Source organism: Cellulophaga sp. F20128 (assembly GCF_023015805.1).
In the GTDB taxonomy this organism is placed as follows: Bacteria; Bacteroidota; Bacteroidia; order Flavobacteriales; family Flavobacteriaceae; genus Cellulophaga.
Map to the genome: position 1 here is coordinate 387,358 of NZ_JALKBA010000001.1, position 26,224 is coordinate 413,581.

Below are 26,224 nucleotides of genomic sequence, written 5' to 3' on the forward strand. Positions count from 1 at the left end.
TTTGTACAAAGAGTTTATGATGACAATTAAAGACATACAGGCAGAAATAGTAGACGAATTTTCAATGTTTGATGATTGGATGCAGCGTTATGAGTATATGATAGATTTAGGCAAATCATTACCTTTAATAGATGCACAATATAAAACGGACGACAATATTATAAAAGGTTGCCAAAGTAAAGTTTGGGTGCATGCAGAATTAACTGGAGATAAATTATCCTTTACTGCAGATAGTGATGCTATAATAACCAAAGGAATCATTGCCATATTAATTAGGGTTTTTAGTGACCAACACCCGAAAGATATCATAGCCGCAGATACCAATTTTATAGATGAAATTGGATTAAAAGAACATTTGTCTCCAACACGAGCAAATGGTTTGGTAAGTATGGTGAAGCAATTGAAATTGTATGCAATAGCATACCAAACACAATTAAAATAAGATTGTAAACAGAGGTTAACACAAAAAGTTATGAGTGAAACAATAGACACGCACGAATTAGGTGAAAAAATAGTAACGGTGCTAAAAAGCATCTACGATCCTGAAATTCCAGTAGACATATATGAATTAGGATTAATTTACGATGTATTCGTCAATGAAGATATGGAGGTAAAAATATTAATGACACTGACCTCTCCAAATTGTCCTGTAGCAGAATCATTACCTGTAGAAATAGAAGAAAAAGTAAAATCTTTAGACGAAGTTAAAGGCGCAGAGGTGGAAATTACTTTTGACCCACCATGGACGCAAGAATTAATGAGTGAAGAAGCGAAGTTAGAACTTGGCTTACTTTAATATTTCGTTCTAGTAAATAAGATATGACCTATGGTTAAGGAATCAGAAGAAATAATAAACAGAGTAGCCAATAGCTCTTTGGTAACCTTTAATCTGGAGGATTTCTATCCAAGAGAAAAAAGTGTGGTGTTAGACATTTCCAACTGGCTTTTTGAAGGCTATATTCTCAAAGAAAAAGAATTTAGGGCCTATATCGATGCCCACGATTGGGAACAATATACGAACACCAATGTTGCCATATTTTGTTCAACAGACGCCATTGTTCCAGGATGGGCTTATATGTTAATAGCATCACAACTACAACCCTTTGCAAAACAAATTGTTCAAGGAAATTTAGAACACTTAACTACAATCCTTTATCAAACAATCATAGCAGCTTTGGATGTCTCTGCCTATAAAGACAAAATGGTAATTATTAAAGGTTGCAGCAATAAACCAGTGCCTCCAAATGCCTATTTATGGCTGACCGCAAAACTGCAACCAGTGGTTAAAAGTATAATGTATGGCGAAGCTTGCTCTTCTGTGCCCCTATATAAGAGAAGGTGAAAATCGATTTTTTTTCTGAACGATAATTCTTACTTTTGTTGGATAAAACCATTAAATACTATAAAAAAATGAAAAAGATTATCTTAACATTATCATTGGTATGTCTTACCACTGTTTCATTTGCACAAACAGTTGATGCCCTAAAGGCAGAAAAAGCTACTAAAAAAGATTCTATTGCTGCTATACAGAACAGAATAAACGCTATCCAAGGAAAAATTGATGCGATACCAGGTTGGAAAAAAGGAGCTTTTGGAACTATTGGGGGCAGCATTTCTAATTTCAGCAATTGGTATGCCCAAGGAACACCAAACAACAGTTCAGGGAACATAGGTTTTACGGTTAATGCTTTTGCAAACCTTAAGCAAGATAAATTCTTTTGGAGAAATTCTGCTAATGCAAACCTAGCATGGGTAAAATTAGACGATAAAGATGATGCAACAGATAACGATAACTTTGAAAGCACTACTGATGTATTTACAATTACATCACTATACGGACGTAAAATCACTGAAAAATTCGCGATTTCTACCCTGGGAGAATACAGAACTACATTATTAAACAACTTTAACAACCCAGGTTATTTGGATTTAGGTCTTGGTGCTACTTGGACTCCAATTGAAGATTTAGTGGTAGTAATACATCCTTTAAACTACAATTTTGTGTTTAGTGATAATGATGCTGTTTTTGAATCATCTTTGGGTGCTAAAATAGTTGCAGACTACACAAGAAAAATCGGTGCAATCAACTTTAAAACTAATCTTTCTATGTTTCAAAGTTACAAGAGCGGAGACTTATCTAACCTAACTTGGACAAATTCTTTTGGATATACACTTTGGAAAATGATTGGTGTTGGTTTTGACTTTGGCTTAAGAAGTAATAAGCAAGAAGCCTTAAATTACTCTTTAAATCAAACTCCAGCAACAGCAACATCATTTGCTGACGTAGATAATAAATTACAGACCTATTGGATGCTAGGTTTAAATTACGCTTTCTAAAAAGAATTAGAACGTAAGCCTAAAAAAAAGACCGCTTCTTTACAAGAAGCGGTCTTTTTAGTTTTCTAAACTATTGTTAGTTTGTTTTGTTCATTATTTTTACCCTTGAGCGACTTTAGCAAACGAGCGTAATAGGCTGTACTCCTATCATCTTTTTCAATACATGATTTTAAAAAGTCTTGTAAATTTCTAAAAAAGATGTTTGCATTAAACGTTTGTAAATAGGTATTCATTTTCTTAGAATCATAGTTGGTATCATCCATAATTATATCCATTACCACTCTTTTCCGGTGGTAATCAATTTTTACATCGATGGCATTGTAATACCTTTTAAGAATTGCCGTATGCAAATCTTTAAATTTTTCAGTTGTTTTATGTTCTACACAACTAGCGGAAATTACTTTATTCATCTCCCCAACAATCCTCTTTTTCAATTTTGAATTTTCCATGATATTTGTTTTAGCGATTACTCTAAGTTACTGAATATCAAGGTTATTTTGTTTTGTTTTAACAATATTACGCCAAATATGTTGTGAAACATACGCATCCTGTTGTGAAAATTCATTTTAGCTTAGTCTATAGTATGTTAATTTTAACATAATATAGACTACAACATATTACTTATTTTCTGTCTTTAATGAATTAAATCTACATTTATGTCTAATTTTCGCTTGTGAAGTGTACGCCGCTTTTTTATCTTCGCTTTCTTTTATAAAATTTTTACCTAATACACCATCAAATAATGCATAAATCCGCAACGGCAATTCTTCTTACCCTATCCTTTTTTTTACTAGCAAATAGCACTTTACAAGCTAAAGAAAATCCGAAAAATTTTGAAACTGAATTTCAAAATAACCAGGAGATTAGTAGCGCAATAAAAATTAACAACCATACCATTGAGTTATTATATGCAAATAAGCAACGATTGACTTTAGATTTTTATAGCAACCATACCTTCCGAATGTTCCAAGACAACAATGGTGGAATTCTAAGAAATCCCAAAGCTATTCCTGAAGCACAAATATTGGTAGACCAGCCTAGAAAATACATTTCATCTTTAAACTTGACTGAAGAAAACAGTGAATTTAAAATAGAGTCTGACGAAATTATCATAATTATTAATAAATTCTCCGGGTTACTAAAAGCTATTAATAAAAAAACAAAAGAAACTGTTTTAGAATTCGCAAAATTGGTGGCTTTTGAAGATAACAAAGTTAGCCTTTCAATTAAAACCAATGCTGATGAATATTTTTATGGCGGAGGTGTACAAAATGGACGTTTTTCACATAAAGGAAAAGTAATTTCTATAGAAAACCAGAATAGCTGGACAGATGGTGGTGTTGCATCCCCAACCCCATTTTTTTGGTCTACAAAAGGCTATGGCATTTTGTGGCATACATTTAAGAAAGGAAAATACGATTTTGGATCACAAGAAAAGGACATAGTAAAACTATACCATGAAACTGATTATTTAGATGTTTTCGTGATGCTTAATGATACTCCCGTTTCCTTATTAAATGATTTCTATCAACTAACTGGAAATCCAATATTACTGCCAAAGTTTGGTTTTTACCAAGGACACCTAAACGCTTACAACCGCGATTATTGGAAAGAAGATAAAACTGGAATCCTTTTTGAAGATGGTAAGTATTATAAAGAAAGCCAAAAGGACAAAAGTGGCATCAAAGAATCGTTAAATGGGGAGTTGAAAAATAATTATCAATTCTCTGCACGTGCAGTTATAGACAGGTACAAAAGTACTGATATGCCTTTTGGTTGGATCCTACCTAATGACGGTTATGGCGCAGGATATGGACAAACCGAATCCTTAGATGGCAATATAGAAAACTTAAAATCATTTGGTGAATATGCACGGAAAAACGGTGTAGAGATTGGTCTATGGACACAATCGGACTTATACCCAAAAGATTCTATTAGTGCTTTATTACAACGTGATATTATTAAAGAAGTAAGAGATGCTGGCGTGCGTGTTTTAAAAACAGACGTAGCCTGGGTGGGGCCTGGATATTCATTTGGCTTGAATGGTGTAGCAGACGTTAGCAATACCATTTCTTATTACGGTAATGATGCTCGTCCGTTTATTATTTCATTAGATGGTTGGGCCGGCACACAACGGTACGCTAGTATTTGGTCTGGCGATCAAACCGGTGGAATATGGGAATACATAAGATTTCACATTCCAACCTATATTGGATCTGGATTATCTGGACAACCCAATATTACCTCAGATATGGATGGTATCTTTGGAGGAAAAAACATCCCAGTTAACGTACGTGATTTCCAATGGAAGACATTCACACCTATGCAACTTAATATGGATGGATGGGGCTCTAATATAAAATATGCTCATGCATTGGGTGAACCAGCAACTTCTATCAATAGAAACTACCTAAAGCTTAAATCTGAATTAATGCCGTATGCCTATAGTATTGCAAAAGAAGCAATAGATGGTAAACCAATGATTAGGGCACTATTTTTGGACTACCCCAATTCGTTTACCTACGGTATTGCAACTCAATACCAATTCTTATACGGCCCCTCATTTTTAGTAGCTCCAATATATCAAGACACCAAATCTGATGCATTAGGAAATGATATTCGCAACGGAATTTATTTGCCAGAAGGAATCTGGTATGACTATTTTACCGGGGAAAAATATAAAGGAAACCGCGTAATTAATAGTTTTGATGCACCACTTTGGAAATTGCCATTGTTTGTAAAAGCTGGGGGCATAATTCCCTTAACTAGACCAAACAATAATACAACAGAGATTCCCAATCATTTACGCATCTATGAAATATACCCTTATGGTAAATCATCATTTTTAGCCTATGACGATGATGGAAAAACAGAAGCCTATAAAATAGGAAAAGGAACAACGACTCGCATAGAATCTTCCTTGGAAAGCAATAACCAGTTGCTAATAAGTATCTTTCCAACACAGGGTAGTTTTGATGGTTTAGTAACAGATAAGTCTACTGAAATTCGCATAAACGCAACTTCTATTCCAAAGAAAATAAAAGCAAAATTAAATGGAAAAACGATAAAATTAACAGCCGTAAACGCTCTTGAAGAATTACAGACTAAAGAAAATGTTTTCTTTTATGACAAAGCACCAGAATTTAATAAGTTTTCAACGGCAGGAACACAATTTGCGACTACTCAGATTTCTAGAAATCCTCAAATAATTATAAAATTAGCGCGTACAAACACTCAGACTTCTACCATTACGGTACAGATAGACGGTTTTAATTTTGAGCCTAAAAACAAAACGCTTACCACCACAGGTCCGCTAACCGCCCTTTTAAAGGCTGAAGTCACAGAAGACAACACAGAAGCCTATTCGTTAAAACCGAGTTGGAACGCAATAGATAATGCAGATTATTATGAAATTGAATTCAATAATATGCTTTACACAATGATAAAAGAAAATGCATTTGTTTTTGATGGCCTTACCGAACAAACTGACTATGATTTTAAATTGCGAGCAGTAAATAAAGACGGTCACTCCAATTGGGTCAGTTTTCACGCCAAAACGAAATCGAATCCTTTAGAGTTTGCAATTAAAGGAATTGAGGCATCGCTTACAGCGGCTGACCAACCAGGAAGTAGGGTCAATAAATTATTTGATTTTGATGAAAATAATACATGGCATACAAAATGGGGAACAAAAGCAGTTCCTTTTACGCTAATAGCTGATTTAAAATCTTATAATGTCATAGATAAAATACACTATTTACCACGTTCTGGCGGAGGCAATGGAGTCTTGTTAAAAGGAACTGTTTATTCTAGTGATGATCATAACAAATGGACTAAAGCAGGCTCATTTGATTGGGATAATGACGGAAAGGTAAAGGAGTTTGTATTTCAAGAGACACCAACCGCTAGATACATTAAATTTGAGGTAACTGATGGAAAAGGAGATTTTGGCTCTGGACGTGAGTTATACATTTTTAAAGTTAAAGGAACCGAGAGTTATATCCCTGGCGATATTAACAATGATAAAATAATAGATGCGAATGATTTCACCTCCTATATGAATTACACAGGACTTCGTTTAGGAGATTCTGATTACGATGGATATGTTGGCATAGGAGATATCAATAAAAACAATCTTATTGACGCCTATGACATTTCAGTAGTAGGAACTCAATTAGAAGGAGGCGTATCTGAGCAAAAAGCACCTCATGTAGCTGGTAAAATTGTACTCAGTACAGATAAAAAAAATTATGCAAAAGGAGAAACGATATCCATCACAGTAAAAGGCATAAATTTGAAATCTGTTAATGCTATTAGCCTTGGATTGCCCTATGACGGTGATTATGAATATATGGAAACCATACCCTTGGCAACAAAAACAATGGAGAATTTAACCTATGACAGACGGCATACAAACGGCACAAAATCGCTTTACCCCACCTTTATCAATATTGGTAATAAAACAACCATTGAGGGAAATACAGATTTATTTAGGATTACTTTTAAAGCAAAACGTGCTTTAAAATTTAATTTAAAGGGAAAAGATGGAATATTAGTAGATACCAATTTAAAAACGGTCCAATTTTAGGTTATCCACGTTTTTGATTGAATTAACTGTAAAAGTAAATAATGGAATAGAATACCTTCTTTTTCCTATCCTTAAACGGGGGCTACAAATTGGTAGCCCTTATGTTCCACTAAATTAGTAGCTCTAATTGTTTTACCTTTAGAAGTTGTGTTCGTTATAAATTTTGGTGGTTTTAGGCCTTTTTCTTTAGCAATCGCAGTATAATACAATGCCTTACTGGGGTGATGCGGGTAAACCGCATTAAAGATTTCTCCCCAATACTCTTTCGCAATAATGAGATGAATAATCCCAATACAATCTGACCTGTGAATTAGATTAACCGGATGGTTTCCATTAGTTACTTCCTCTTTTTTTGCCAAATGATTCACAGGATGTCTATCGGAACCTATAAGGCCGCCAAAACGTATAATGGAAGTCTGTAAGCTTGTATCGCTTAAAAACAATTGTTCGGTATCTAAAAGTTGTTTGGCTCCTTCAGATACAGGCTCGGGCACCGTTTGTTCCGTAACCACTCCGTTAAAATTACCATAGACTGATGTACTACTCACAAAAATAACCTTGCTCACTGAAGATTGTTTGGTGCAATGATGTAATACTTCCATTTTTTTAAAGTAACTGGAAGGATCACCAATTTTCATCCGTGGCGGTATATTTACTATTAAAATAGTTGCATTTTGTAACAGATTCTGTACAACATTTACAAAGTTAATGGCAGTTAAATCGATCAAGAAAGGCGAAATTTCATTTTCTTCTAAAAGTCCCATTTTTTCTTTGGAAGTTGTGCTTCCGTTAACGGAAAACCCTTCCTTTACTAAAGATTTTGCAAGTGGCAATCCAAGCCATCCGCATCCAAAAACAGCTATGGTATTATTCAAAATTTTATGGTTTTAGTCAATAAAATAGCGTCATTCAATACAAAAGGCATTGGAATCTCATTTTTAGGGCGCTTGGGAATATTGAAATTTTCATTTATTAGTAAATCATTTGAAGCTTCAAATATACTTAATTCTATGGGTAGACCTACAGCAGTGACAAGGCTTATTTCCGTATAATCATTGTCATTTATGTAATGTGTAACTAATTTTCGTGAAGTATCAAGTAAAGCATAATCACTCAGCCTTACTCCATTTACCGTTGCTGCTTCCAAGCTAATCTCATTTTTAAAGACATCTACCCTGTTTACAGCTCGTTGCGGTGTAATACAGATCGTTAAATAACGTCTATTTTCAATAATAGTATCTAAGATTTTTTCAATTTTTGGCGCCGGTATGTCTTTCACGGGCGCCTTGGAAACATAGGAGAAAGGAGTTTTATACTTACTATCAATTGTTTTATCTCTATGCTTATTTGGGATGGTTTTATCTTTGCCAAGGTACTGCTTTGTCCAATCGGTTAGGTAATTGTCATAGGTGGCCCATTGCGCTGAATTTTCATTGGCATCTAAAAGATAGACTAAACTGCTAGGTTTTGCATTATCTTCTGTAAAATAGGAATTAAAATGGGCATAGATTAGACTCCCAAGACCTAAAATTGTAGCCATTAGTGCCAAGCGCCCCTTGTGTTTATAAAAACCGAAAATAGGAAGTAAAACCACAAACAACAATGTGGTAAGTACGGTAGCTGAAACCAACATTTTTAAACCCAAGCCAACGGGAAACATTTTTACAAAAGGAGCAAACATAGTTAAGGCCGGAAATACAAGAAAGACCAACAAATAAAGGCTTGGTTTTTCTTGGTTACATACAATCATAAAAGAAATTAGCAATGCAAAAACAGGAATAATCGTAAAGCTAGCCCCTTTTAAATAAACGGCAGCTACTACAGATATTAAAAGCCAAACAACCAGAGGTGCTACCAAGAGGTTTGGAGTTTTAATGGACCTGAACCTATGATACATGTAAAAACAAATAGCCATAGAGAGCATTGTAAACGCCAATATATAAGTATAACCATTATATGGAAAGCCGTGCAAGATGTCTCTGTATTGCGGATAAAGCCCGTTTAAAAAAGGCCAGGCATAATAACCAACCATTCCTGACACCAATAAGGAGAATAAGCAGGGTAGAAATCCCTTAAAGATTTCCCTAGTGCTTAGAACTTTCTTTTTAAAACCAATAAAAAGCAATAGTAAAAAGAGTAAAACAGCCAAGACAACCATTGGCCAGATCCAGGCATAGGGATAAAAGACTGTTTTAAACAACGGAACGGTAAAGTATATATAATCTTCTTTACTTCGTAAATTAGATAAATCGGTATTTGAGAAATGGTCTAAAAGCGGCATTAAATAACTGCCTTGGTGGGCTAATGTTTCTCTATCTAATCGTTCATAATTATCACGTTCTGTATGGTAATCAAAATGATCATCAATAAAGGCAAAATTAAGACCTTGTATATTTCCGTCCTCTCTAAAAATCGTTAAATCCGTATCGTTTGGCAGCATTTTATAAATACTATACACCAATGAATTTGCTACCGGATATTCTGGATTTGCTGCTGTAAACTCTTCTATTAACCGTCTGTTTCCTTGATTGGTTTCAATTAACATATAACTAGGACCGCCACTACCTCTCGCTTCAAAATTTAAAACCAAGCCAACATCTTTTGCCCAAGGATGCTTATTTACAAAAAGATCTGCGCCATTTAACCCTAATTCTTCTGCATCCGTAAACAAGATTACAATATCATTCTCTGGGGTTTTGTCTTCAGAAATAAATGCTCGAATACTCTCTAATATTGTGGCAACACCACTACCAGCATCACTTGCTCCAAGCGAAGAGTGCGGACTACTATCATAATGAGACATTAAAACCAATGATTGACGATTATTTTTTCCCTTTATTTTGGCTAAAATGTTAGTGGCATACGATAGGTTTGCCCATTCTCCAGCCGAATAACCTTCTTGTAACGTTGGTTTTAGCCCCATATGCTCTAGTTCATGCACAATATAGTTTTGTACATCTGTATGCGCCTTAAAACCTACAGCATGTGGCTCTTTAGAAATTGCAGCTATGTGTTTTAGGGCTCTATCTGTTGAAAAAGAGTTGGACGCCACATCTATATCCCTACTGTATCCAGGCATTATAGCTATAAAACTCCAATAGATTATGCCCAATAGAAGAAATAAGGTTAAATATCTAGCCGTTTTTGTCATAATAAATATTTCCGATTTATATCCCTAAAATTATACAAATTTGATGTTTTTTTAAGAAATAATTAGGTTATTCGCTAATAATAACTATATTTAAGATTAACCAAAATACGAAACAATATGGGAATTAAAAGCTTTCAAGGTGTACGGAAGGCCTTAAAAAAGGAGTTTGAAGCCCCTATTTTAGTAGCCGATTATATGACTAAAAAACTGATTACCTTTAAACCAAATCAGTCAATTTTAGAAGTAATGGAGTTGTTTACCACACATAATATTTCTGGGGGGCCGGTATTGGATGACAATGGATTTTTAGTCGGTATTATTTCTGAAGCAGATTGTATGAAGCAAATTTCAGAAAGTCGATATTTTAATCAGCCTATATTAGACAAGAGTGTAGAAAAATACATGACAAAAGATGTAGAGTCCATTTCTCCTGATATGAGTATTTTTGATGCTGCTAATATTTTTGTAAAACACAACAGACGTAGACTTCCAGTTCTTAAAAATGATATTTTGGTAGGCCAAATTAGTCGTAAAGATGTTGTGATTGCTGCGCTTAAATTAAGTGGCCATAATTACAAATAACACATAAAGGATCTTCTTTGCAACAATGGTTTTCACGTATTTGGAAACCATTTTTTTTTATACCTATTCTCTTTTAACAATCATGTAATAATCGTTATCCAAGGGCAAATACCCCAAATCATACACAAAGAAATAAGTAGTTCCTTTTTTGGTAGTATAGGTATTGGTTATAAATTCAAAATCGAACCCCTTATCAATTAACCGTGTCCGTGTGGTTTTTGTTTTGCCGTCATTTAATGAAAAACTATCCAATATCCGGTAGTTTTTACGCAATCTATTGTTAATATTTCGAATTAGATTTTTACTGTCTTTGTTTATTTTATTATTGTAGGCATTACGGCAATAATCTGCACAGAACTTTTTATCGGCCCTACCGATTAATTTTTTACCACACTCTAAGCAAACTGCTGTTTCCAAATTTAGTTCTGTCTTTTATAATTGAATTTTACTTCTTCAGAAGTTCCATCATCATTCCCAATTACCACATACATATTTATTTCAGTAGTACTAATTTTTTCAATAGTGAACCTATCAAAATAAATACGATTGCCTTCCATAGCAACCAATTTAAAATCTACTGTTTCATCCTTAGTTTCCCAACCTTTAAGATCTCCATGAAAGTGCTTTAATTGAAGTAGTAATGTTTCTTGTACTTCTTGGATATGTCCAATTTCATAAAAAACAACCTTTCCTCCAGCCACAATTTTAAAAACAAACATCATAGAACCCCCAAGTGGCGGACTCCATATTTCTTCTGTTATACCCCCAAAGGCTTCCCCTTTCCAATGACCTGCAATCCAAGAGACGTTTGCCAAAGTTGCCTTGGGCGCTTCAGTACTTTGTGTAAATGCTTTTGTGTTTTGCGCCCTGCAAGCAAAGCTTACACAAATAAAGAGGCAGATAAGTAATCTCATTATAAACAAGTTAATGGAAAACAAGTTACAAAAAAATATTACGTAATTTGGATCTTGTACTTACCCAATAAACCCGAAACACCTTCGGTAGAGAATTTCGCCTTTCTAAGACTATTATTTTCTGGGTCTATGGTATAATTATAGGCGGTTCTAAAGTCTGATTTCTCAATATTAGTTCCATCAAAAATGGCATTATTCAGGTTAGAATTTTCAAAATTACTTTCCGTTAGGTTACACTCAGCAAAATCTACCTGCTCTAAATTACAACCTATAAAATTTGTTTTTTTAATACTGAGTTTATAAAAAGAGGCTAACTGCAAGTTACAGTTGGTAAACTCAAAGGAAAGTAGAAAAGGATTACACGTCATAAACGGAACACCCAGCATTCTACATTTTGTAAAGTTGGCTTCCTTAAATGAGGTGTCATTTACTTTAGCATTTGCAAAATCGCACTCTATAAAATTGCATTCCAAGAAGTTGATTCCATTTAAAAAAGCATCTGAAAATTTGCAGTCGGTAAACGTACAATTTTCATAATCTGCCAAAGCCAATCTATTGGTAGTAAAATCTTCTTTTATGTACTCCTTATCTAACACTATTGGGTTCATAAAAATACAGTTAGGCATTAGGGTTTTTGCTTCTAATGCTCTTGTACAGTTTTATGCCGAACATTAAAAGTAGGGCTAGAACAAAAATACCAAGCACCCCATAAATCCAATTGAGGGAGTTTTTTAGGATGACTAAAAATACGATGGAAAACAAAATAAGGGTGGATGCCTCGTTCCATATTCGCATAAATTTAGAAGTGTATTTTATTTCATCCCTTTGAAATTGTTTAAAAATTTGATGATTTTTTAAATGATACAGCATCAAGAGCACTACAAAGCCAAGTTTTAGGTGCATCCAAGGCATTTTCAAAAAAGAGGGATTGATAACGAGCAACCATACAGCAAACAAAGTTGCTAAAATAGCAGAAGGCCATGTAATAATATACCACAGCCGCTTCGTCATTAATTTTAACTGTGTTGAAAGGATTTCTTTGTCTGGGGAAGGCTTATCGTTAGCTTCTATATGATAGATAAACAGCCTAGGAATATAAAACAAGCCAGCAAACCACGTAATTACAAAAATTAGGTGAAGGGCTTTTATGTATAAATTATACTCTGTCATTTTTTGATATTATAAAGGCAAAACGCCTTCTTTTTCCCAAGTATTTACCCATTTTGCCATTACAGCCACCCATTTATCACTATCATTTAAGCAAGGAATATGCTTGTAATCATCTCCACCGGCAGAAGTAAACTGATGTTTACCTTCCATAGCAATTTCTTCTAATGTTTCTAGACAATCGGCTACAAAAGCAGGGGTAATCACAGCCAAGCGTTTTTTTCCTTCTTTAGCCAAGCGTTCAAACTCAAAATCTGTATAGGGTTTTAACCAAGGGTCATTTGGTAAACGAGACTGAAAAGAGAGACTAACCTTATCATCGGAAAGTCCTAACATGGCTTTCACCCTTTTGGTAGTTTCATAACACTGATGACGGTAACAACTATTGTGTGCTACTGAATTTGTACTACAACAATTACCATCTATTTTACAGTGAAACTTGGTGGGATCAGATTTCCGGATGTGTCTTTCTGGAATACCGTGATATGAAAATAAAATATGATCATAATCAAAGTCTTTTAAACCTTCTGCTATGCTTTCTGAAAGCACCTTTATATAATCATCATTTTTATAAAATGCTTGTAGTGTGGTAATTTTTAGTTCTGGAAAATGCTTTTCCTGTTCCTCCATCGTTTTTACCACAACGGTTTCAAAGGAAGACATTGCGTATTGCGGATAAAGCGGCACTAAAAGCACCTCATCCACACCTTGGTTCTTTAATTCTTGTAAGGCATTTTTTATGGTCATGCTACCATAACGCATTCCTAAAGCCACTGGCATTGTTGTTTTTTGTTTTACTTTATTCGCAAAACGTTCCGATATTACAACCAATGGAGAACCTTCTTCCCACCATATTTTTTGATAGGCTTCTGCCGATTTTTTTGGACGGGTTTGTAAAATGATACCTCGCACTATAATGTTACGCAGCCATTTAGGAACATCAATTACCCTTTCATCCATTAAAAATTCATCCAAATAAGGCTTTACATCTTTTGGTGTTGGACTATCCGGCGATCCTAGGTTAACTAATAAAACTCCCTTCACTTTGTATAATTTTATGGTACAAAAATAAGGCTTGTTAGGCAACTAAAACAGGTTTCAGATATATTTATAATCATTCTTAAAAGCCAGCATTTTAATTGTAAAGCTCGGCCACATCCTAATTTAACGTTAATTCGGTTAAATTTTTTTATTGGCAACTTTTTTTAATGCAACTTACATAGAAATTCAAGTATCGCCTTTAACCAAATAGAAGTATATGCGTCTTTTATATTGTTCACTTTTTCTGATTCTTTCCTTTTCTTTGACTGCTCAAGAAAAAAATAGTTTGTTGTGGGAGATTTCAGGGAAGGGTTTAACTCAATCCTCATACCTCTACGGTACTATGCATGTTAGCAAAAAGATTGCATTTCGGTTGGATGATGTTTTTTATGAATCGCTCTTGAAAAGCGATATTATTGCATTAGAATCTGACCCCGCTACTTGGTTAGAAGATGACGCTAAAGCAGCCTATGGTAGTAGGGGAAATTACATCCCTAAGGGTTTTTATGCTGGCTCTTTTGTTATAAACAACCCCAATGAACAAGAAATAGCTTCTTATTTAGCATTTGAAGACAGGGTATTAAACGGACTTTTATATAGAACTAGCGCTGCTTCTCAGGATTTTGAGGAAGAAACTTATTTGGATATGTTCATTTATCAAGCTGGACAAAAATTTAACAAACAGATTGTTGCACTAGAGGATTTAGAAGAATCTACCACCCTAGTAGGAAGAGCCAGTTTAAATGCAATGAAAGAAAAGCCCGATGATTGGTTGCAGGAAAAATTACAGCATAAAGGAATGGATTTTTTAATTCAAGACGCTTATAGGGAACGCAACATAAACCTAATAGATTCGCTAGATTCCGGAATTTATACCGGTCATTATTTAAAAAATATGTTATACCTAAGAAATCACAATATGGTGGCTCAATTGGATTCAATAATCCAAGAGAACAAGGTATTCGCTGGGATAGGAGCTGCCCATTTACCAGGTAAGAACGGTGTTTTAGAACTATTGCGTACCAAAGGATATACGGTTAAACCGCTTATTTCTAAAATTACCACTAAATCGGAAAGGCTGAAAGAAAAAATAGAAAATACATATAAATCATATGCATATTCAACACAAAGTCCAGATGACAATGCCTTTTCAGTTTTATTACCGAACAAATTATATGCTGTTGCAGACTACAATAACACAGGTTACATAGCACCAGACCTAGCAAATGGTAGTTATGTTATGGTGAGTCGCATACCAACCTTTTCCTATTTAAAACAAGATAAGACCTATGATTTAGACAAAATAGATGACCTATTGTTTGAAAACATTCCGGGGAAAATATTTGAAAAAATTAGAGCCGTAAAAGAAGGTGCACCCTATTTAGACATCAAAAATGTGCTAAAAAATGGCGATCAACAACGCTATCAAATATATATTACACCACTAGAGATCATCATTTTTAAAATGGGCGGCAAGGGAACTTACGTTACCCAGTATTCAGATACTATATTTAATAGTATTCAAATTAGAGAAGACCATCAGAAAAAAATTACAGTCCATTCTGGGTTTCAAGATTTTTCGGTAGAAGTACCATCCAATTATATCTTTCCAAATAAATATAGAGCTGGGGATAGGCTATTACAAGCGGTTGACACAAAAACTGGGAATTACTTTTTTCTGCGTAAAGTTACTCAAAACGATTTGCACTTTATTGAAGAAGACACCTTTGAATTAAGGCAGATACAACACCGATTTTATCAGCACTTAAAACTTAAACCTAAAAATCAACAATACATAGATAATACACTAATTTCTAAGGCAATAATTAACGATGAATCACAAAATTCCATACATTTAAAAACTGCATTTAAAGGAGGTGAATATTACTTACTAGGTGCTGTAACCCAAGATACATCTGCTGCAAATTCATTTTTCAATTCCTTTAAAATGCACAAAAATGTATATTCTGAAAAATTTAAAACAGTAAAAGATACCGCTCTGTATTTTACTACAAAGACCAGCGTAAACCCACCCAAATTTTCAATAAATAATTACAGTTTTCAACAAGGCCGCCAAAAGCCCAAGGAATACAATTCCTACACAAAAACCAATATTTATAAAAATAAAAATGGAGAAACCATCAGCGTAACCCTAAACAAGGCTCATGATTATTTGATGCTTCCCAGTATAGATTCTGTGTGGTCCTTACGTAAGAAATTATATGCTCGAAATACTTTCAAGTTGCAAAATGTTAAAAATAGTGTTTCTCCGGAAGGATACGAACAACTACAGCTGGTGTTAACAGATACTGCAAGCACAAGAGGCATCCTTGTAAAAAATATTGCGAAAGATGGTTTGTTATACGAACTAAAGGCAGTGGTAGACACTCTCCAGAGTCCTAGTAAATTTATAACTGAATTTTATGAGAATTTTAAACCTACAGATACCGTTATTGGACGCGGGTTTTTAGAAGATAAAACAACAGATTTTTTTACCGCTTTAAAACAGAATGATAGCATCATCATTCATGGCCATCGGTTTATCTATTTTCAAGAAAAACACTTAGATTCTTTGCAGCACTATATCGCCAATTTTAACTTTAAGGACAATCAGAAAAATATACAGGCCTATCTTATTCAGCAAATGGGCAGCATAAAAAACCCAAAGGTTGAAGCGTTTTTTAATGCCTATTATGAAGAATCTTACAATAATTCTGCAGCACAAACTAAAATCTTACAAGCGGTTTCCAGTAAAGCAGATAAAGCATCGGTGAGTATACTACTCCATTTAATGTCTAAGGACCTTCCCCTAGTATCTAACAAAACAGAAATTAATAAAATATTCAAACCCTATCTGGATAGTCTACCCTTAGCGAAACAGCTCTTCCCAAAAATTTTAGATTACAGCGCCATAGCAGAATACAAGGAACCTATTTTTTCCCTGTTGGCCAACCTAAAATTTAAGGGTTTGCTAAAAGTTAAAAGCTATAAAAAGTATAAAAATCAAATTCTAAATGATGCTAAAATTCAATTAAAACGGCATTTGGGGCAAGATGCTAAATTCACAAGGGCAAATAGCTATGTCCATGCAAAAAATACAGTTAAAAACACATTAGAAGATTATGTTGTTTTGTTATTTCCTTTCCGAAAAGAAACCGAGGTACAATGGTTTTTTAATAAGCTTTTACTCAGCAAGGATCCAATGATAAAAAGCACCTATGCCGCATTATTGGCGAAATCAAATGGAATAATACCAAACGGTATTATAGACTCTTTGGCGGCCAACCCAAGGAGTAGAAAATTACTTTTTGACAAACTTAACACCCTAAACAAACTTGCCCTATTTCCAAAAGAATACAGCAACCAAAAATCCTTGTCAGAGTCTGCAATACATATTAAAAATACATTTAATACCAATGAGTATAGTGTTGAGTTTGTAGCCCAAAAAGATATAGAATACAAAGGCAAAAACTATAGGGGATATTTCTATAAATACACGGAAGAAAAATCATACAACCCCACCTCAAAAATGTATCTTTTAGTTTATGATACTACAAAAAAATTAGGGGCTAAGCCATTTTACGAAAACAAGGGTCGTACCATCGAAGATATCGATTCTGATGCCGAAATGACAGCAATGGTTACTGAGGAATTTCTTTTAAAAGACAGGAAGAGAGCTGCAGTTTATCGGCCAGAAATGTACAACAATAGATTTGGGTATTATGGTTATTAATTTTTTGATTCCACCTAAATCTTAAGAACCGTGTTGTGAAATTTAATTACATTTGGGTATGACAAGAATTATTGTACTTATTCTAAGCTTCCTAAGTTTCACTATTTCAGTTGGACAAAACATTAGTTGTTCGCCTAAAGATGCAGCAGCCTTCTCTAAAAAGGTCACCGAAATTAACAGGCTAAATACGACTGCAAAATTTGGCGACAAGCTCACAGCCATCGGGAAAACATTTGTGGGAATTCCCTATGTTGCAAAAACACTAGAAGTTGGTGAAAAAGAAGCTTTGGTGGTAAACCTTCACGGTTTAGATTGCACTACATTTATAGAAAATGTACTTGCTTTTGCACTTATTGATAGGGCAGATAGCACCGATTTTTATTCGTTCACCAATACCTTAGAAAAAATACGATACAGGGATGGTAAATTAAATGGCTACGGATCTCGGTTGCATTATTTCACGGAGTGGATTTCCAATAATGAGTCCAAAGGATTGGTTAAAAACATTACCCATAACATTGGAGGAAGAACGGTTCAGAAAGATATCAATTTTATGGGGACTCATCGGAATTTGTATCCTTTTTTAACCGATGATGACAACTACACCACTATTTTAAAAACCGAAGCCGAACTTAAAGAAAATGAATTTTGCGTTTTAGCACAAGAAGATCTTGTAGGCAATGAACATTTACTACAAACAGGTGATATTATTGCGCTTGCCACCTCAATTAACGGGCTAGATGTTACCCATACTGGTATTGCCATCCGGGAAAAAGACGGCCGTATTCACTTACTACATGCCTCCACAGGATCTATGGAAGTAGAAATCACCAAATTGCCGCTTGCAGACTACCTTAAAAACATCAAAAGCAATATTGGGATCATAGTAGCAAGGCCGTTGTAGCGCTAGCCATTGGTTAACGACATCACATACTTTTTAGGGGTTGTGCCGTATTTCTTTTTAAAGGCAGCAATAAAGTGGCTAGCCGTACTGTAGCCAACCTTTAGCCCGACCTCATTGACATTATGCTGTCCGCTTTCAAGCATTTTACGTGCATAATCCATTTTATGTTCAAAAAGAAAACTGTACACAGAGTCGCCATAAATTTGTCTAAACCCTTCTTTTAACTTTTTTAAAGACAACCCAATTTCTTCAGATAATTCTGCCAAACTTGGCGGTTCTGTCATCCGGGCAATAATAATTTCTTTGGCTTTTCGGATTCGTTTAACATTATCTTCATCCACCAAAAAAGGACATTGCTCTACATCGGCATCTTCGCTTTTATTAAAATACAAGGCTATTAATTCATACACCTTGCCTTTTATATACAACGCTTTTATAGAGGAGTGTAAATTGTAGTTTATAATTTGACTCAATACAATTGCAGTGGCTGGAGGCATACTTTCTTGAGAGTAGTACTTTTTATCCTTAAAGTCGGAACTTAAAAAAGGGATGTAATCTGCCTCCTTAGAAAACAAGGAATGAAATTTATGTATGGTCATCACAACAGATACCATCCAAGAATTTGGGCTAATCTCCAGGTTTAAAGGCAAATCTTTTTGAGTGTTGTACAATAACAAAGAGTTTTCTTCAGAAACCTCTAAGGCATAAGTACCTTCATTAAAAATAAACTTACCATTCCCTTTTAAACAGTAGTGAAACTGTATAAAAGAACTGTCTATTTCTCGTTCAACTTTCTGATTATCAATACTATTGTTTTGAATTTTAAGCACATAAAAACCTTCTTCTATAAGCACTTCCTCAAAAGAACCTTGAGCGGTATTTTTTGTTTCCATTGGTAAAATAGTTAGGGTTACTTTCTATTTAGAAAGGTTCTAAATAGAAAAAACAATATCACATATATACCAGCAAATATAGCTATTTAGAGCCATTTAACACCCTTGTAAAGGTCAAAAAACGCGAAACGACATTTATTGTTCCTCTAGCGTTACTTTTATTGCAATGTGAAATTTATTTTTGTAACCGATTGAAAAATTCCGAATGAAGAATTATCATATTTCTAAACACAGCTCTTTTTACACCATAGGCCTTAATTATGAAAAGGCAAATGCCGTAGTACGAGGTAAATTTAGTTTGAATGAAAATGCGATGCAGAAACTACTTGTGGAGGCTGTTGCAGAAGACATAGATGGCTTGTTGGTGACCTCAACTTGTAACAGAACAGAACTACACGGTTTTGCAAAACACCCATTTCAGCTTATAAAACTATTGTGCGATAACGCTCAAGGAACTGTTGAGGAATTTCAAAAAGTGGCCTATGTGTATAAAAACAATGATGCTATTAGCCATTTGTTTAAAGTAGGTACTGGCTTAGATAGTCAAATTCTAGGCGATTTTGAAATTATTAGTCAGTTGCGCCAAAGTTTTAATCGATCTAAAAAACACAACCTAGCCAACCCCTTTATTGAACGTTTGTGCAATGCGGTTATTCAAGCTAGCAAACGTATAAAAAATGAAACAGAAATATCTAGTGGTGCCACTTCGGTAGCTTTTGCATCAGTACAGTATATCATCAAAAATGTCCCTAATATTTCAGAAAAGAACATCTTACTTTTTGGAACTGGGAAAATAGGTAGAAATACCTGTGAAAATTTAATCAAGCATACGCAAAACTCTCACATTACCTTAATCAATAGAACCAAAGACAAAGCAGAAAAAATTGCTGGAAAATTCAATTTGGTAGTTAAAGACTATGGCGATTTACAAACCGAAATTAGAAATACAGATGTGTTAATCGTTGCCACTAGCGCAGCCTTACCAACCATTTCTAAAGAATTGATCCACACTAAAAAACCGCTCTTAATTCTGGATCTTTCCATTCCAAAAAATGTTGCGGAGTCTGTAGCAGATTTGGATAATGTTTCTGTAGTTCATCTGGACCATTTATCGCAAATGACGGATGAAACCTTAGAAAAAAGAAAACAATTTATTCCGCAAGCGGAAGCTATCAATGACGAGATTAAGGCAGATTTTATAAAATGGTTAGAAACCAGAAAATTTGCTCCTGTTATTAAAGCCTTAAAGAAAAAATTAAAAACAATGAAGGAAGAAGAGTTGGATTTTCATAGCAAAAAGGCGTCCAACTTTGATCCTGAACAAGCAGATATCATATCAGACCGTATAATTCAGAAGATTACAAAGCAGTTTGCAAACCACTTAAAGGATGAAAACACGGATGCTAACAATAGTTTGGATCTCATACAAAAAGTCTTTCAATTAGAAGTGGAAACAAAATGAGCAAAATAATTCGCATTGGCACAAGAGACAGTGAACTTGCATTGTGGCAAGCAAATAGAGCAAAAACAGAACTAGAAGCATTAGGATACAAGACCAAAATTGTTCCGGTAAAATCAACAGGAGATATTGTTTTAGACAAGCCACTTTACGAGCTTGGTATTACAGGTATATTTACTAAAACACTTGATATTGCAATGCTCAATGGGGATATTGATATCGCCGTACATTCGTTAAAAGATGTACCTACAGAATTACCTGAAGGCATTGTACAAGCAGCTGTTTTAGAACGAGGTAATGTTAAAGATACCTTAGTATACAAAAACAATGAAGAGTTTTTAGGAGCTCGTGATGGTGTTGTAGCAACTAGTAGCTTGCGCCGCAAAGCACAATGGCTAAACCGCTACCCAACACATACCGTAGAAGACATAAGAGGTAACGTAATTTCTCGATTGAAAAAACTAGAAGATAGCCCTGTATGGAACGGTGCTATTTTTGCAGCAGCGGGTATTGGAAGGCTAGATCTTAGGCCAGAAGAAGCCGTAAATTTAGATTGGATGATTCCTGCTCCTGGCCAAGGTGCAATTATGATCACGGCACGAGAAATTGACGAAGACATTTTGGCTCTTTGTGCTCAAATTAACCACGAAGAAACTGAAATTTGTACAACGATAGAGCGTACTTTTCTAAATAAGTTAGAAGGGGGTTGTTCTGCTCCCATTGGCGCATTAGCCTATATCAAAAGTGAACAAATTATCTTCAGAGGAATATTATTAAGTCCCGATGGTACCAAAAAAATTGAAGTTGAGCGAATTGTTAAGCTAGGCGAACATACTGATTTGGCCATTACGGCTGCCGAATACGTTTTAGAGCGTGGCGGAAAATACGTGATGGAAAGTTTAGGGAATGAAAAACAAAAAACCAAGGTCTATTCTACCAAATTGCTTACCAAAGATCAACGCGGACTTTTTACAAAAGAAATTGTCGTAGATAGCAATGACTTCATCAAGGTAAACCCCAATAGAATACCAGCTCGTTATTTTAAAAATGAGATAGAAAATGTAATCATTACGAGTAAAAACGCTGTAGAGTCTTTAATAACAAATTATGCTGCAGTTGAATTACAGTTTAAAAACATTTATTGTGTGGGTCGTAAAACAAGACGATTTATAAAAAATAATATCGGCCCTGTTACGCATTTTGAAAAAAGCGCAAAAGAATTAGCCCATTACCTTGTAGACCATATTGAAGGTACTGAGGTTACTTATTTTTGCAGTAATTTAAGGCTAGATGATTTGCCCGCAATTTTAGAAAAAAACAAGATAAAGGTAAACGAGATAGAAGCCTATCAAACCAAGTTTGATACACTAAAAGTAGCTGATAGCGTAGAAGCCGTTCTATTTTTTAGTCCATCTGGAGTGCAGAGTTTTTTGCAAAAAAATGAATCAAAAGCCATTGCCTTTTGTATTGGAGACACGACTGCCGTTGAAGCTAAGAACCATTTTTCAGATGTTAGAATTGCTAAAATACCAACAGTAGAAAATGTAATCGATTTAGTAAATGAACATTATAAATAGCTAAAGGCCAAAAGCCAACGGCTAAAACCCAGTTATGATAAAAAACGATTTATTTTTAAGAGCACTAAAAGGAGAAACAGTAGACAGACCACCAGTTTGGATGATGCGCCAAGCAGGTCGGTATTTGCCTGAGTTTATAGAAATCAGAAAAAAGTACGATTTCTTTACACGTTGTCAAACACCAGAATTAGCTTCTGAGATTACCATACAACCCATACGAAGGTTTGGAATGGATGCCGCTATTTTGTTTTCTGACATTTTGGTAATTCCCCAAGCCATGAATATTGAGGTAGAAATGAAGCCTAATTTTGGGCCCTATTTACCAAACCCTATTCGTACTTCTAAAGACTTAGAATCTGTTGTTGTACCAGACATACAGAGCAGCTTAGGCTATGTAATGGATGCCATTAAAATGACCAAGGAAAAATTAAACGATGATGTGCCATTAATTGGCTTTGCTGGATCGCCATGGACCATTTTATGTTACTGTGTGCAAGGACAAGGGAGTAAAACATTTGACAAAGCCAAGGAATTTTGTTTTACAAATCCGGTTGCAGCACATCAATTGTTACAGAAAATTACGGATACAACCATTGCGTATTTAAAAGAAAAAGTAAAAGCTGGTGTCAACGCCGTTCAGGTTTTCGATTCATGGGGAGGAATGTTATCCCCAACAGATTATCAAGAGTTTTCATGGCAATACATACAGCAAATAATAGATGCTTTAAAGGATGAAACTCCAGTGATTGCTTTTGGCAAGGGCTGCTGGTTTGCCTTAGGCGATATGTCTAAATCTGGGGCTGCTGCTTTGGGAATAGACTGGACATGTTCTGCACGGAATGCTCGCTATTTAACCGGAGGAAATATCACCTTACAAGGTAATTTTGACCCCTCTAGGTTACTATCACCTCCTGCAGCTATTAAAAAAATGGTGCACCAGATGATTAATGAGTTTGGCAAAGACAAATATATCGTAAACTTAGGGCATGGTATTTTACCTAATATACCACTAGAAAATGCCAAGGCGTTTATAGACGCAGTGAAAGAATACAAAGCTAATTAGTGAAAATCTGGACGCGAATACGCAATTTAAATATAAAGCAGTTTTACAAACTGTCTTTGTTGCTTGCTCAGCATCCACTACTAATTATCCCAACACTTAGTGCTACAAAACGCACTTTTGAACTATGCACTTCTTTCTATGGAAATAACCATGGAAAAAGTAATAAAGGTAATGCTTTTAGGCATTCATTATGGAATGCCTTAATCTGCAAACAGTCGTTAAAACGAACCAAAAACAAGCAGAAAAGTGTTTTTTGGGCCCAAAAAGTGACCGATTTATACGAAAGGGTCACCCAAAATAATTTGTTAGATGAGCAAATGGATCTTCAAAACAATGCTGTTGGGAGATTGTATTTTTTAAACTTTGTCGAGAAAGCTGAATCTGAAATGGTTCATTTTATTTGGAACAAAAGCAAGGTTGCAGAAAAAATAATCAAAACGGAAGATATAAAAAGCTATCCTTCCAATATGGTTTATATTGTAGATTAATCTATTCTAAAGACTAAAAAGTGATACAGAACATCCTAAAAGGCATAAGAGCATACGCTGGTAGTTTTTCGCTAATTTCTAAACTAAAGCTTTGGAAATACTTTTTTATCCCTATTTTAATTAGCATTATTACCGCAGTTTCCATTGGTTTATTAGCCTATGGGTTATCTGATACTATTGGATCCATTATATCGCAAATATGGCTTTGGGAATGGGGTAAAGAAACCTTTAGTTCAATTTCTAATTTTATTGGTGCCACCTTCATTATTGCCATTGGTTTGGTTTTATATAAACACATTATAATGGCACTATCGGCACCATTTATGAGTCCAGTTTCAGAAAAAATAGAGACCTATTTAACAGGTATAGACAATCACCAGCACAGAGACACTTCATTTAGCGAACAACTTTGGCGCGGCATTCGCATAAACCTCAGAAATTTATCGAAAGAGCTCCTACTAACCATACCTATTGTTCTTATTGGTTTTATTCCAATAATAGGCATGCTTTCTACTGTACTCCTGTTTCTAGTTCAAGCCTATTATGCAGGTTTCGGTAATATGGATTACACCTTAGAGCGCCATTTTAAATACAAAGAAAGCATACAGTTTGTGCAGAAACACAGAGGTGTTGCAATAGGAAACGGTATTGTTTTTATGCTATTTTTACTTATTCCAATTTTGGGTATTATTCTGGTTTTACCATTATCTGTTACGGCTGCTTCTACAAAAACAGTAAATTTGATACAGGCAGACAAACTCCTTGCAAACCAAAAAGATATGCAAAATGATTCTTGAACTCCAATCGTTTTACTTAGCCCCAATTGAGGAAAAAGATGCCTGGGCCTTGTGTAATTTTATGGTTACTAATGAAGATCGATTAAAACGATATTTACCACAGACTCTTGCACAAAATCTCACACCTGATTTATCTCATATATTTGCCGTTAAAAAAGAAAAACAATATCGGGAAACTGAAGTGCTCCTTTTTTTACTAAAAAAAAAGGAAACTAATGTATTGGCGGGTCTTATTTATATTAAAAACTTTGATTGGGAGACTAAAGAAGCAGAATTTGCGTACTGTATTGGATATGAATTTAAGGGGAAGGGTCTAATTGCAAAAGCAGTTAAAGAATTAAGTAGTTATGTTTTTACCAACTTAGGACTAAAATCGTTAATAATTATTACGCATAAAACAAATAAAGCAAGTGTTGCTGTAGCTGAACAGAATGACTTTAGATGGCAAAAAACATTGAAAAATGAATTTACTCCTTCTGGTGAAAAACCAGTGGATATGGAGTTGTATAGATTATACAAAGAGACAAATAGTAATGAGAATGCCCTACACAAAAATTGAAGTGAATTAATAATCACTTTTAGATTTGGGCGAGATGTTTAAGTTATGAAAAACAAATTTTACAAGTACATAGAAGAATTACAAGACACTATTACAGCCAAATTAGAAGCCATAGATGGCGTTGCTACCTTTAAACAAGACCTTTGGAAGCGTCCAGAAGGCGGAGGCGGCAGAACAAGGGTTATAGAGCATGGAGCTGTTTTTGAAAAAGGTGGTGTAAATATTTCTGCAGTTCACGGCGAGCTTCCCGAGAGTATGCAAAAGTATTTTGGCGTTAAAGATGCCAATTTTTTTGCTTGCGGATTAAGTCTTGTATTACACCCTAAAAACCCAATGGTGCCAACGGTACACGCCAATTGGCGTTATTTTGAAATGTATGACAAAGAAGGAAACATTGTAGACCAGTGGTTTGGAGGCGGACAAGATTTAACCCCCTATTATTTGTTTGATGAAGACGCAACTCATTTCCATACGGTTTGTAAAACTGCGTGCGACACCCATAATCTTGAGTTTTATCCCAAATACAAAGCACGCTGCGATGAATACTTTTGGAACACCCACAGAAATGAAGCTCGCGGCATTGGCGGTTTGTTTTTTGACTATTGTAAAGCAACAGATGAACTGTCTTTGCAAGATTGGTATAGTTTTGTAACCGAAGTCGGGAATAGTTTTTTAAAGAGTTATGTGCCTATTGTAGAAAAAAGAAAAGATTTGGTCTATAACAAGGACCAAAAGGACTGGCAGGAAATTAGAAGAGGGCGATATGTAGAGTTTAACTTGGTACACGACAAAGGCACCCTATTTGGTCTTAAAACCAATGGTAGAATAGAAAGTATTTTAATGAGCCTTCCACCCCACGTACAATGGGTATATGACCATAACCCAGAACCAGAAAGTCCGGAAGATAAATTACTACAAGTTTTAAAGGAGCCAAAAGAATGGATTCTTTAGCACTAGAAAATAAAACCTAT

At 34.9% G+C, this 26,224-nt stretch carries 24 protein-coding genes; 15 read left to right on the top strand and 9 right to left on the bottom strand.

The features are described 5' to 3' along the window. Positions 1-19 precede the first annotated feature (19 nt). From MWU65_RS01650 to MWU65_RS01665, 4 genes are all read left to right on the top strand, one after another. Positions 20-442 carry a SufE family protein gene (locus tag MWU65_RS01650; protein ID WP_247075390.1) on the top strand — a complete coding sequence of 141 codons (423 nt, stop codon included), beginning with the start codon at positions 20-22 and terminating at the stop codon, positions 440-442. 30 nt (positions 443-472) lie between these two features. Further along, positions 473-796, top strand: coding sequence for an iron-sulfur cluster assembly protein (locus MWU65_RS01655; RefSeq protein ID WP_247075201.1), 324 nt, complete (start codon positions 473-475; stop codon positions 794-796). 30 nt (positions 797-826) lie between these two features. After that, the gene (locus tag MWU65_RS01660) at positions 827-1,342 is read left to right on the top strand and encodes a DUF2480 family protein (RefSeq protein WP_247075203.1); all 516 of its coding nucleotides are present in this window, start codon (positions 827-829) and stop codon (positions 1,340-1,342) included. Positions 1,343-1,410: 68 nt separating this feature from the next. Continuing rightward, the gene (locus MWU65_RS01665) at positions 1,411-2,337 is read left to right on the top strand and encodes a DUF3078 domain-containing protein (protein ID WP_247075205.1); all 927 of its coding nucleotides are present in this window, start codon (positions 1,411-1,413) and stop codon (positions 2,335-2,337) included. Between the two features lie 65 nt (positions 2,338-2,402). On the opposite strand, the gene MWU65_RS01670 is transcribed toward MWU65_RS01665, so the two are convergent. Then, positions 2,403-2,786 carry a hypothetical protein gene (locus tag MWU65_RS01670; protein ID WP_247075207.1) on the bottom strand — a complete coding sequence of 128 codons (384 nt, stop codon included), beginning with the start codon at positions 2,784-2,786 and terminating at the stop codon, positions 2,403-2,405. Positions 2,787-3,079: 293 nt separating this feature from the next. On the opposite strand from MWU65_RS01670, the gene MWU65_RS01675 reads away from it, so the two are divergent. Continuing rightward, positions 3,080-6,925 (top strand): TIM-barrel domain-containing protein, encoded by a 3,846-nt coding sequence (locus MWU65_RS01675; RefSeq protein ID WP_247075209.1) that lies wholly within the window; start codon positions 3,080-3,082, stop codon positions 6,923-6,925. A gap of 71 nt (positions 6,926-6,996) precedes the next feature. Here the strand turns inward: MWU65_RS01675 and MWU65_RS01680 are convergent, their stop codons facing one another. Beyond that, on the bottom strand, positions 6,997-7,800 hold the full coding sequence (locus MWU65_RS01680) for an SDR family oxidoreductase (protein WP_247075211.1): 804 nt from the start codon (positions 7,798-7,800) through the stop codon (positions 6,997-6,999). Then, complete coding sequence (locus MWU65_RS01685) at positions 7,797-10,076, bottom strand: M28 family peptidase (protein WP_247075214.1); 2,280 nt, start codon at positions 10,074-10,076, stop codon at positions 7,797-7,799. Before MWU65_RS01685 ends, MWU65_RS01680 begins: the two co-directional genes overlap by 4 nt. A 117-nt stretch (positions 10,077-10,193) precedes the next feature. Between MWU65_RS01685 and MWU65_RS01690 the strand changes: the two genes are divergently transcribed. Next, a complete protein-coding gene (locus MWU65_RS01690; protein WP_247075216.1) occupies positions 10,194-10,658 on the top strand; it encodes a CBS domain-containing protein in 465 nt (154 codons plus the stop codon). Between the two features lie 63 nt (positions 10,659-10,721). Here the strand turns inward: MWU65_RS01690 and MWU65_RS01695 are convergent, their stop codons facing one another. The 5 genes from MWU65_RS01695 to hemH are packed head-to-tail and all read right to left on the bottom strand — an operon-like array spanning position 10,722 to position 13,783. Further along, complete coding sequence (locus MWU65_RS01695; RefSeq protein ID WP_247075218.1) at positions 10,722-11,075, bottom strand: hypothetical protein; 354 nt, start codon at positions 11,073-11,075, stop codon at positions 10,722-10,724. A 2-nt stretch (positions 11,076-11,077) separates the two neighbouring features. After that, complete coding sequence (locus MWU65_RS01700) at positions 11,078-11,572, bottom strand: DUF6265 family protein (protein ID WP_247075220.1); 495 nt, start codon at positions 11,570-11,572, stop codon at positions 11,078-11,080. A 38-nt stretch (positions 11,573-11,610) separates the two neighbouring features. Next, positions 11,611-12,180, bottom strand: coding sequence for a pentapeptide repeat-containing protein (locus tag MWU65_RS01705; protein WP_247075222.1), 570 nt, complete (start codon positions 12,178-12,180; stop codon positions 11,611-11,613). Positions 12,181-12,190: 10 nt separating this feature from the next. After that, positions 12,191-12,742 carry a CopD family protein gene (locus MWU65_RS01710; protein WP_247075224.1) on the bottom strand — a complete coding sequence of 184 codons (552 nt, stop codon included), beginning with the start codon at positions 12,740-12,742 and terminating at the stop codon, positions 12,191-12,193. Between the two features lie 9 nt (positions 12,743-12,751). Beyond that, a complete protein-coding gene (hemH, locus tag MWU65_RS01715; RefSeq protein ID WP_247075225.1) occupies positions 12,752-13,783 on the bottom strand; it encodes a ferrochelatase in 1,032 nt (343 codons plus the stop codon). A gap of 214 nt (positions 13,784-13,997) precedes the next feature. Between hemH and MWU65_RS01720 the strand changes: the two genes are divergently transcribed. Further along, positions 13,998-17,513, top strand: coding sequence for a TraB/GumN family protein (locus MWU65_RS01720; protein WP_247075226.1), 3,516 nt, complete (start codon positions 13,998-14,000; stop codon positions 17,511-17,513). Positions 17,514-17,571: 58 nt separating this feature from the next. Further along, complete coding sequence (locus MWU65_RS01725) at positions 17,572-18,417, top strand: N-acetylmuramoyl-L-alanine amidase-like domain-containing protein (protein WP_247075227.1); 846 nt, start codon at positions 17,572-17,574, stop codon at positions 18,415-18,417. A gap of 2 nt (positions 18,418-18,419) precedes the next feature. Here MWU65_RS01725 and MWU65_RS01730 read toward each other — a convergent pair whose 3' ends face one another. Continuing rightward, positions 18,420-19,310, bottom strand: a complete 891-nt coding sequence (locus MWU65_RS01730; RefSeq protein ID WP_247075228.1) for an AraC family transcriptional regulator — start codon at positions 19,308-19,310, stop codon at positions 18,420-18,422. Between the two features lie 205 nt (positions 19,311-19,515). Here MWU65_RS01730 and hemA point away from each other — a divergent pair, with 205 nt between their 5' ends. Genes hemA through hemF form a run of 7 tightly spaced genes read left to right on the top strand, consistent with a single transcriptional unit; the run spans position 19,516 to position 26,204 of the window. Beyond that, entirely contained in the window at positions 19,516-20,772 is a 1,257-nt protein-coding gene (gene hemA, locus MWU65_RS01735; RefSeq protein ID WP_247075230.1) for a glutamyl-tRNA reductase, read from the top strand. After that, complete coding sequence (hemC, locus tag MWU65_RS01740) at positions 20,769-22,346, top strand: hydroxymethylbilane synthase (RefSeq protein ID WP_247075233.1); 1,578 nt, start codon at positions 20,769-20,771, stop codon at positions 22,344-22,346. Before hemA ends, hemC begins: the two co-directional genes overlap by 4 nt. Positions 22,347-22,380: 34 nt before the next feature. Beyond that, a complete protein-coding gene (hemE, locus tag MWU65_RS01745) occupies positions 22,381-23,409 on the top strand; it encodes a uroporphyrinogen decarboxylase (protein WP_247075235.1) in 1,029 nt (342 codons plus the stop codon). After that, positions 23,409-23,897, top strand: a complete 489-nt coding sequence (locus MWU65_RS01750) for a hypothetical protein (protein ID WP_247075236.1) — start codon at positions 23,409-23,411, stop codon at positions 23,895-23,897. The genes hemE and MWU65_RS01750 overlap by 1 nt, the downstream gene beginning before the upstream one ends. Positions 23,898-23,917: 20 nt before the next feature. Continuing rightward, on the top strand, positions 23,918-24,694 hold the full coding sequence (locus MWU65_RS01755) for an EI24 domain-containing protein (RefSeq protein ID WP_247075238.1): 777 nt from the start codon (positions 23,918-23,920) through the stop codon (positions 24,692-24,694). After that, positions 24,684-25,253 (top strand): GNAT family protein, encoded by a 570-nt coding sequence (locus MWU65_RS01760; protein WP_247075243.1) that lies wholly within the window; start codon positions 24,684-24,686, stop codon positions 25,251-25,253. Before MWU65_RS01755 ends, MWU65_RS01760 begins: the two co-directional genes overlap by 11 nt. Before the next feature lie 45 nt (positions 25,254-25,298). Continuing rightward, a complete protein-coding gene (hemF, locus tag MWU65_RS01765) occupies positions 25,299-26,204 on the top strand; it encodes an oxygen-dependent coproporphyrinogen oxidase (protein ID WP_247075245.1) in 906 nt (301 codons plus the stop codon). Positions 26,205-26,224: the final 20 nt, after the last annotated feature.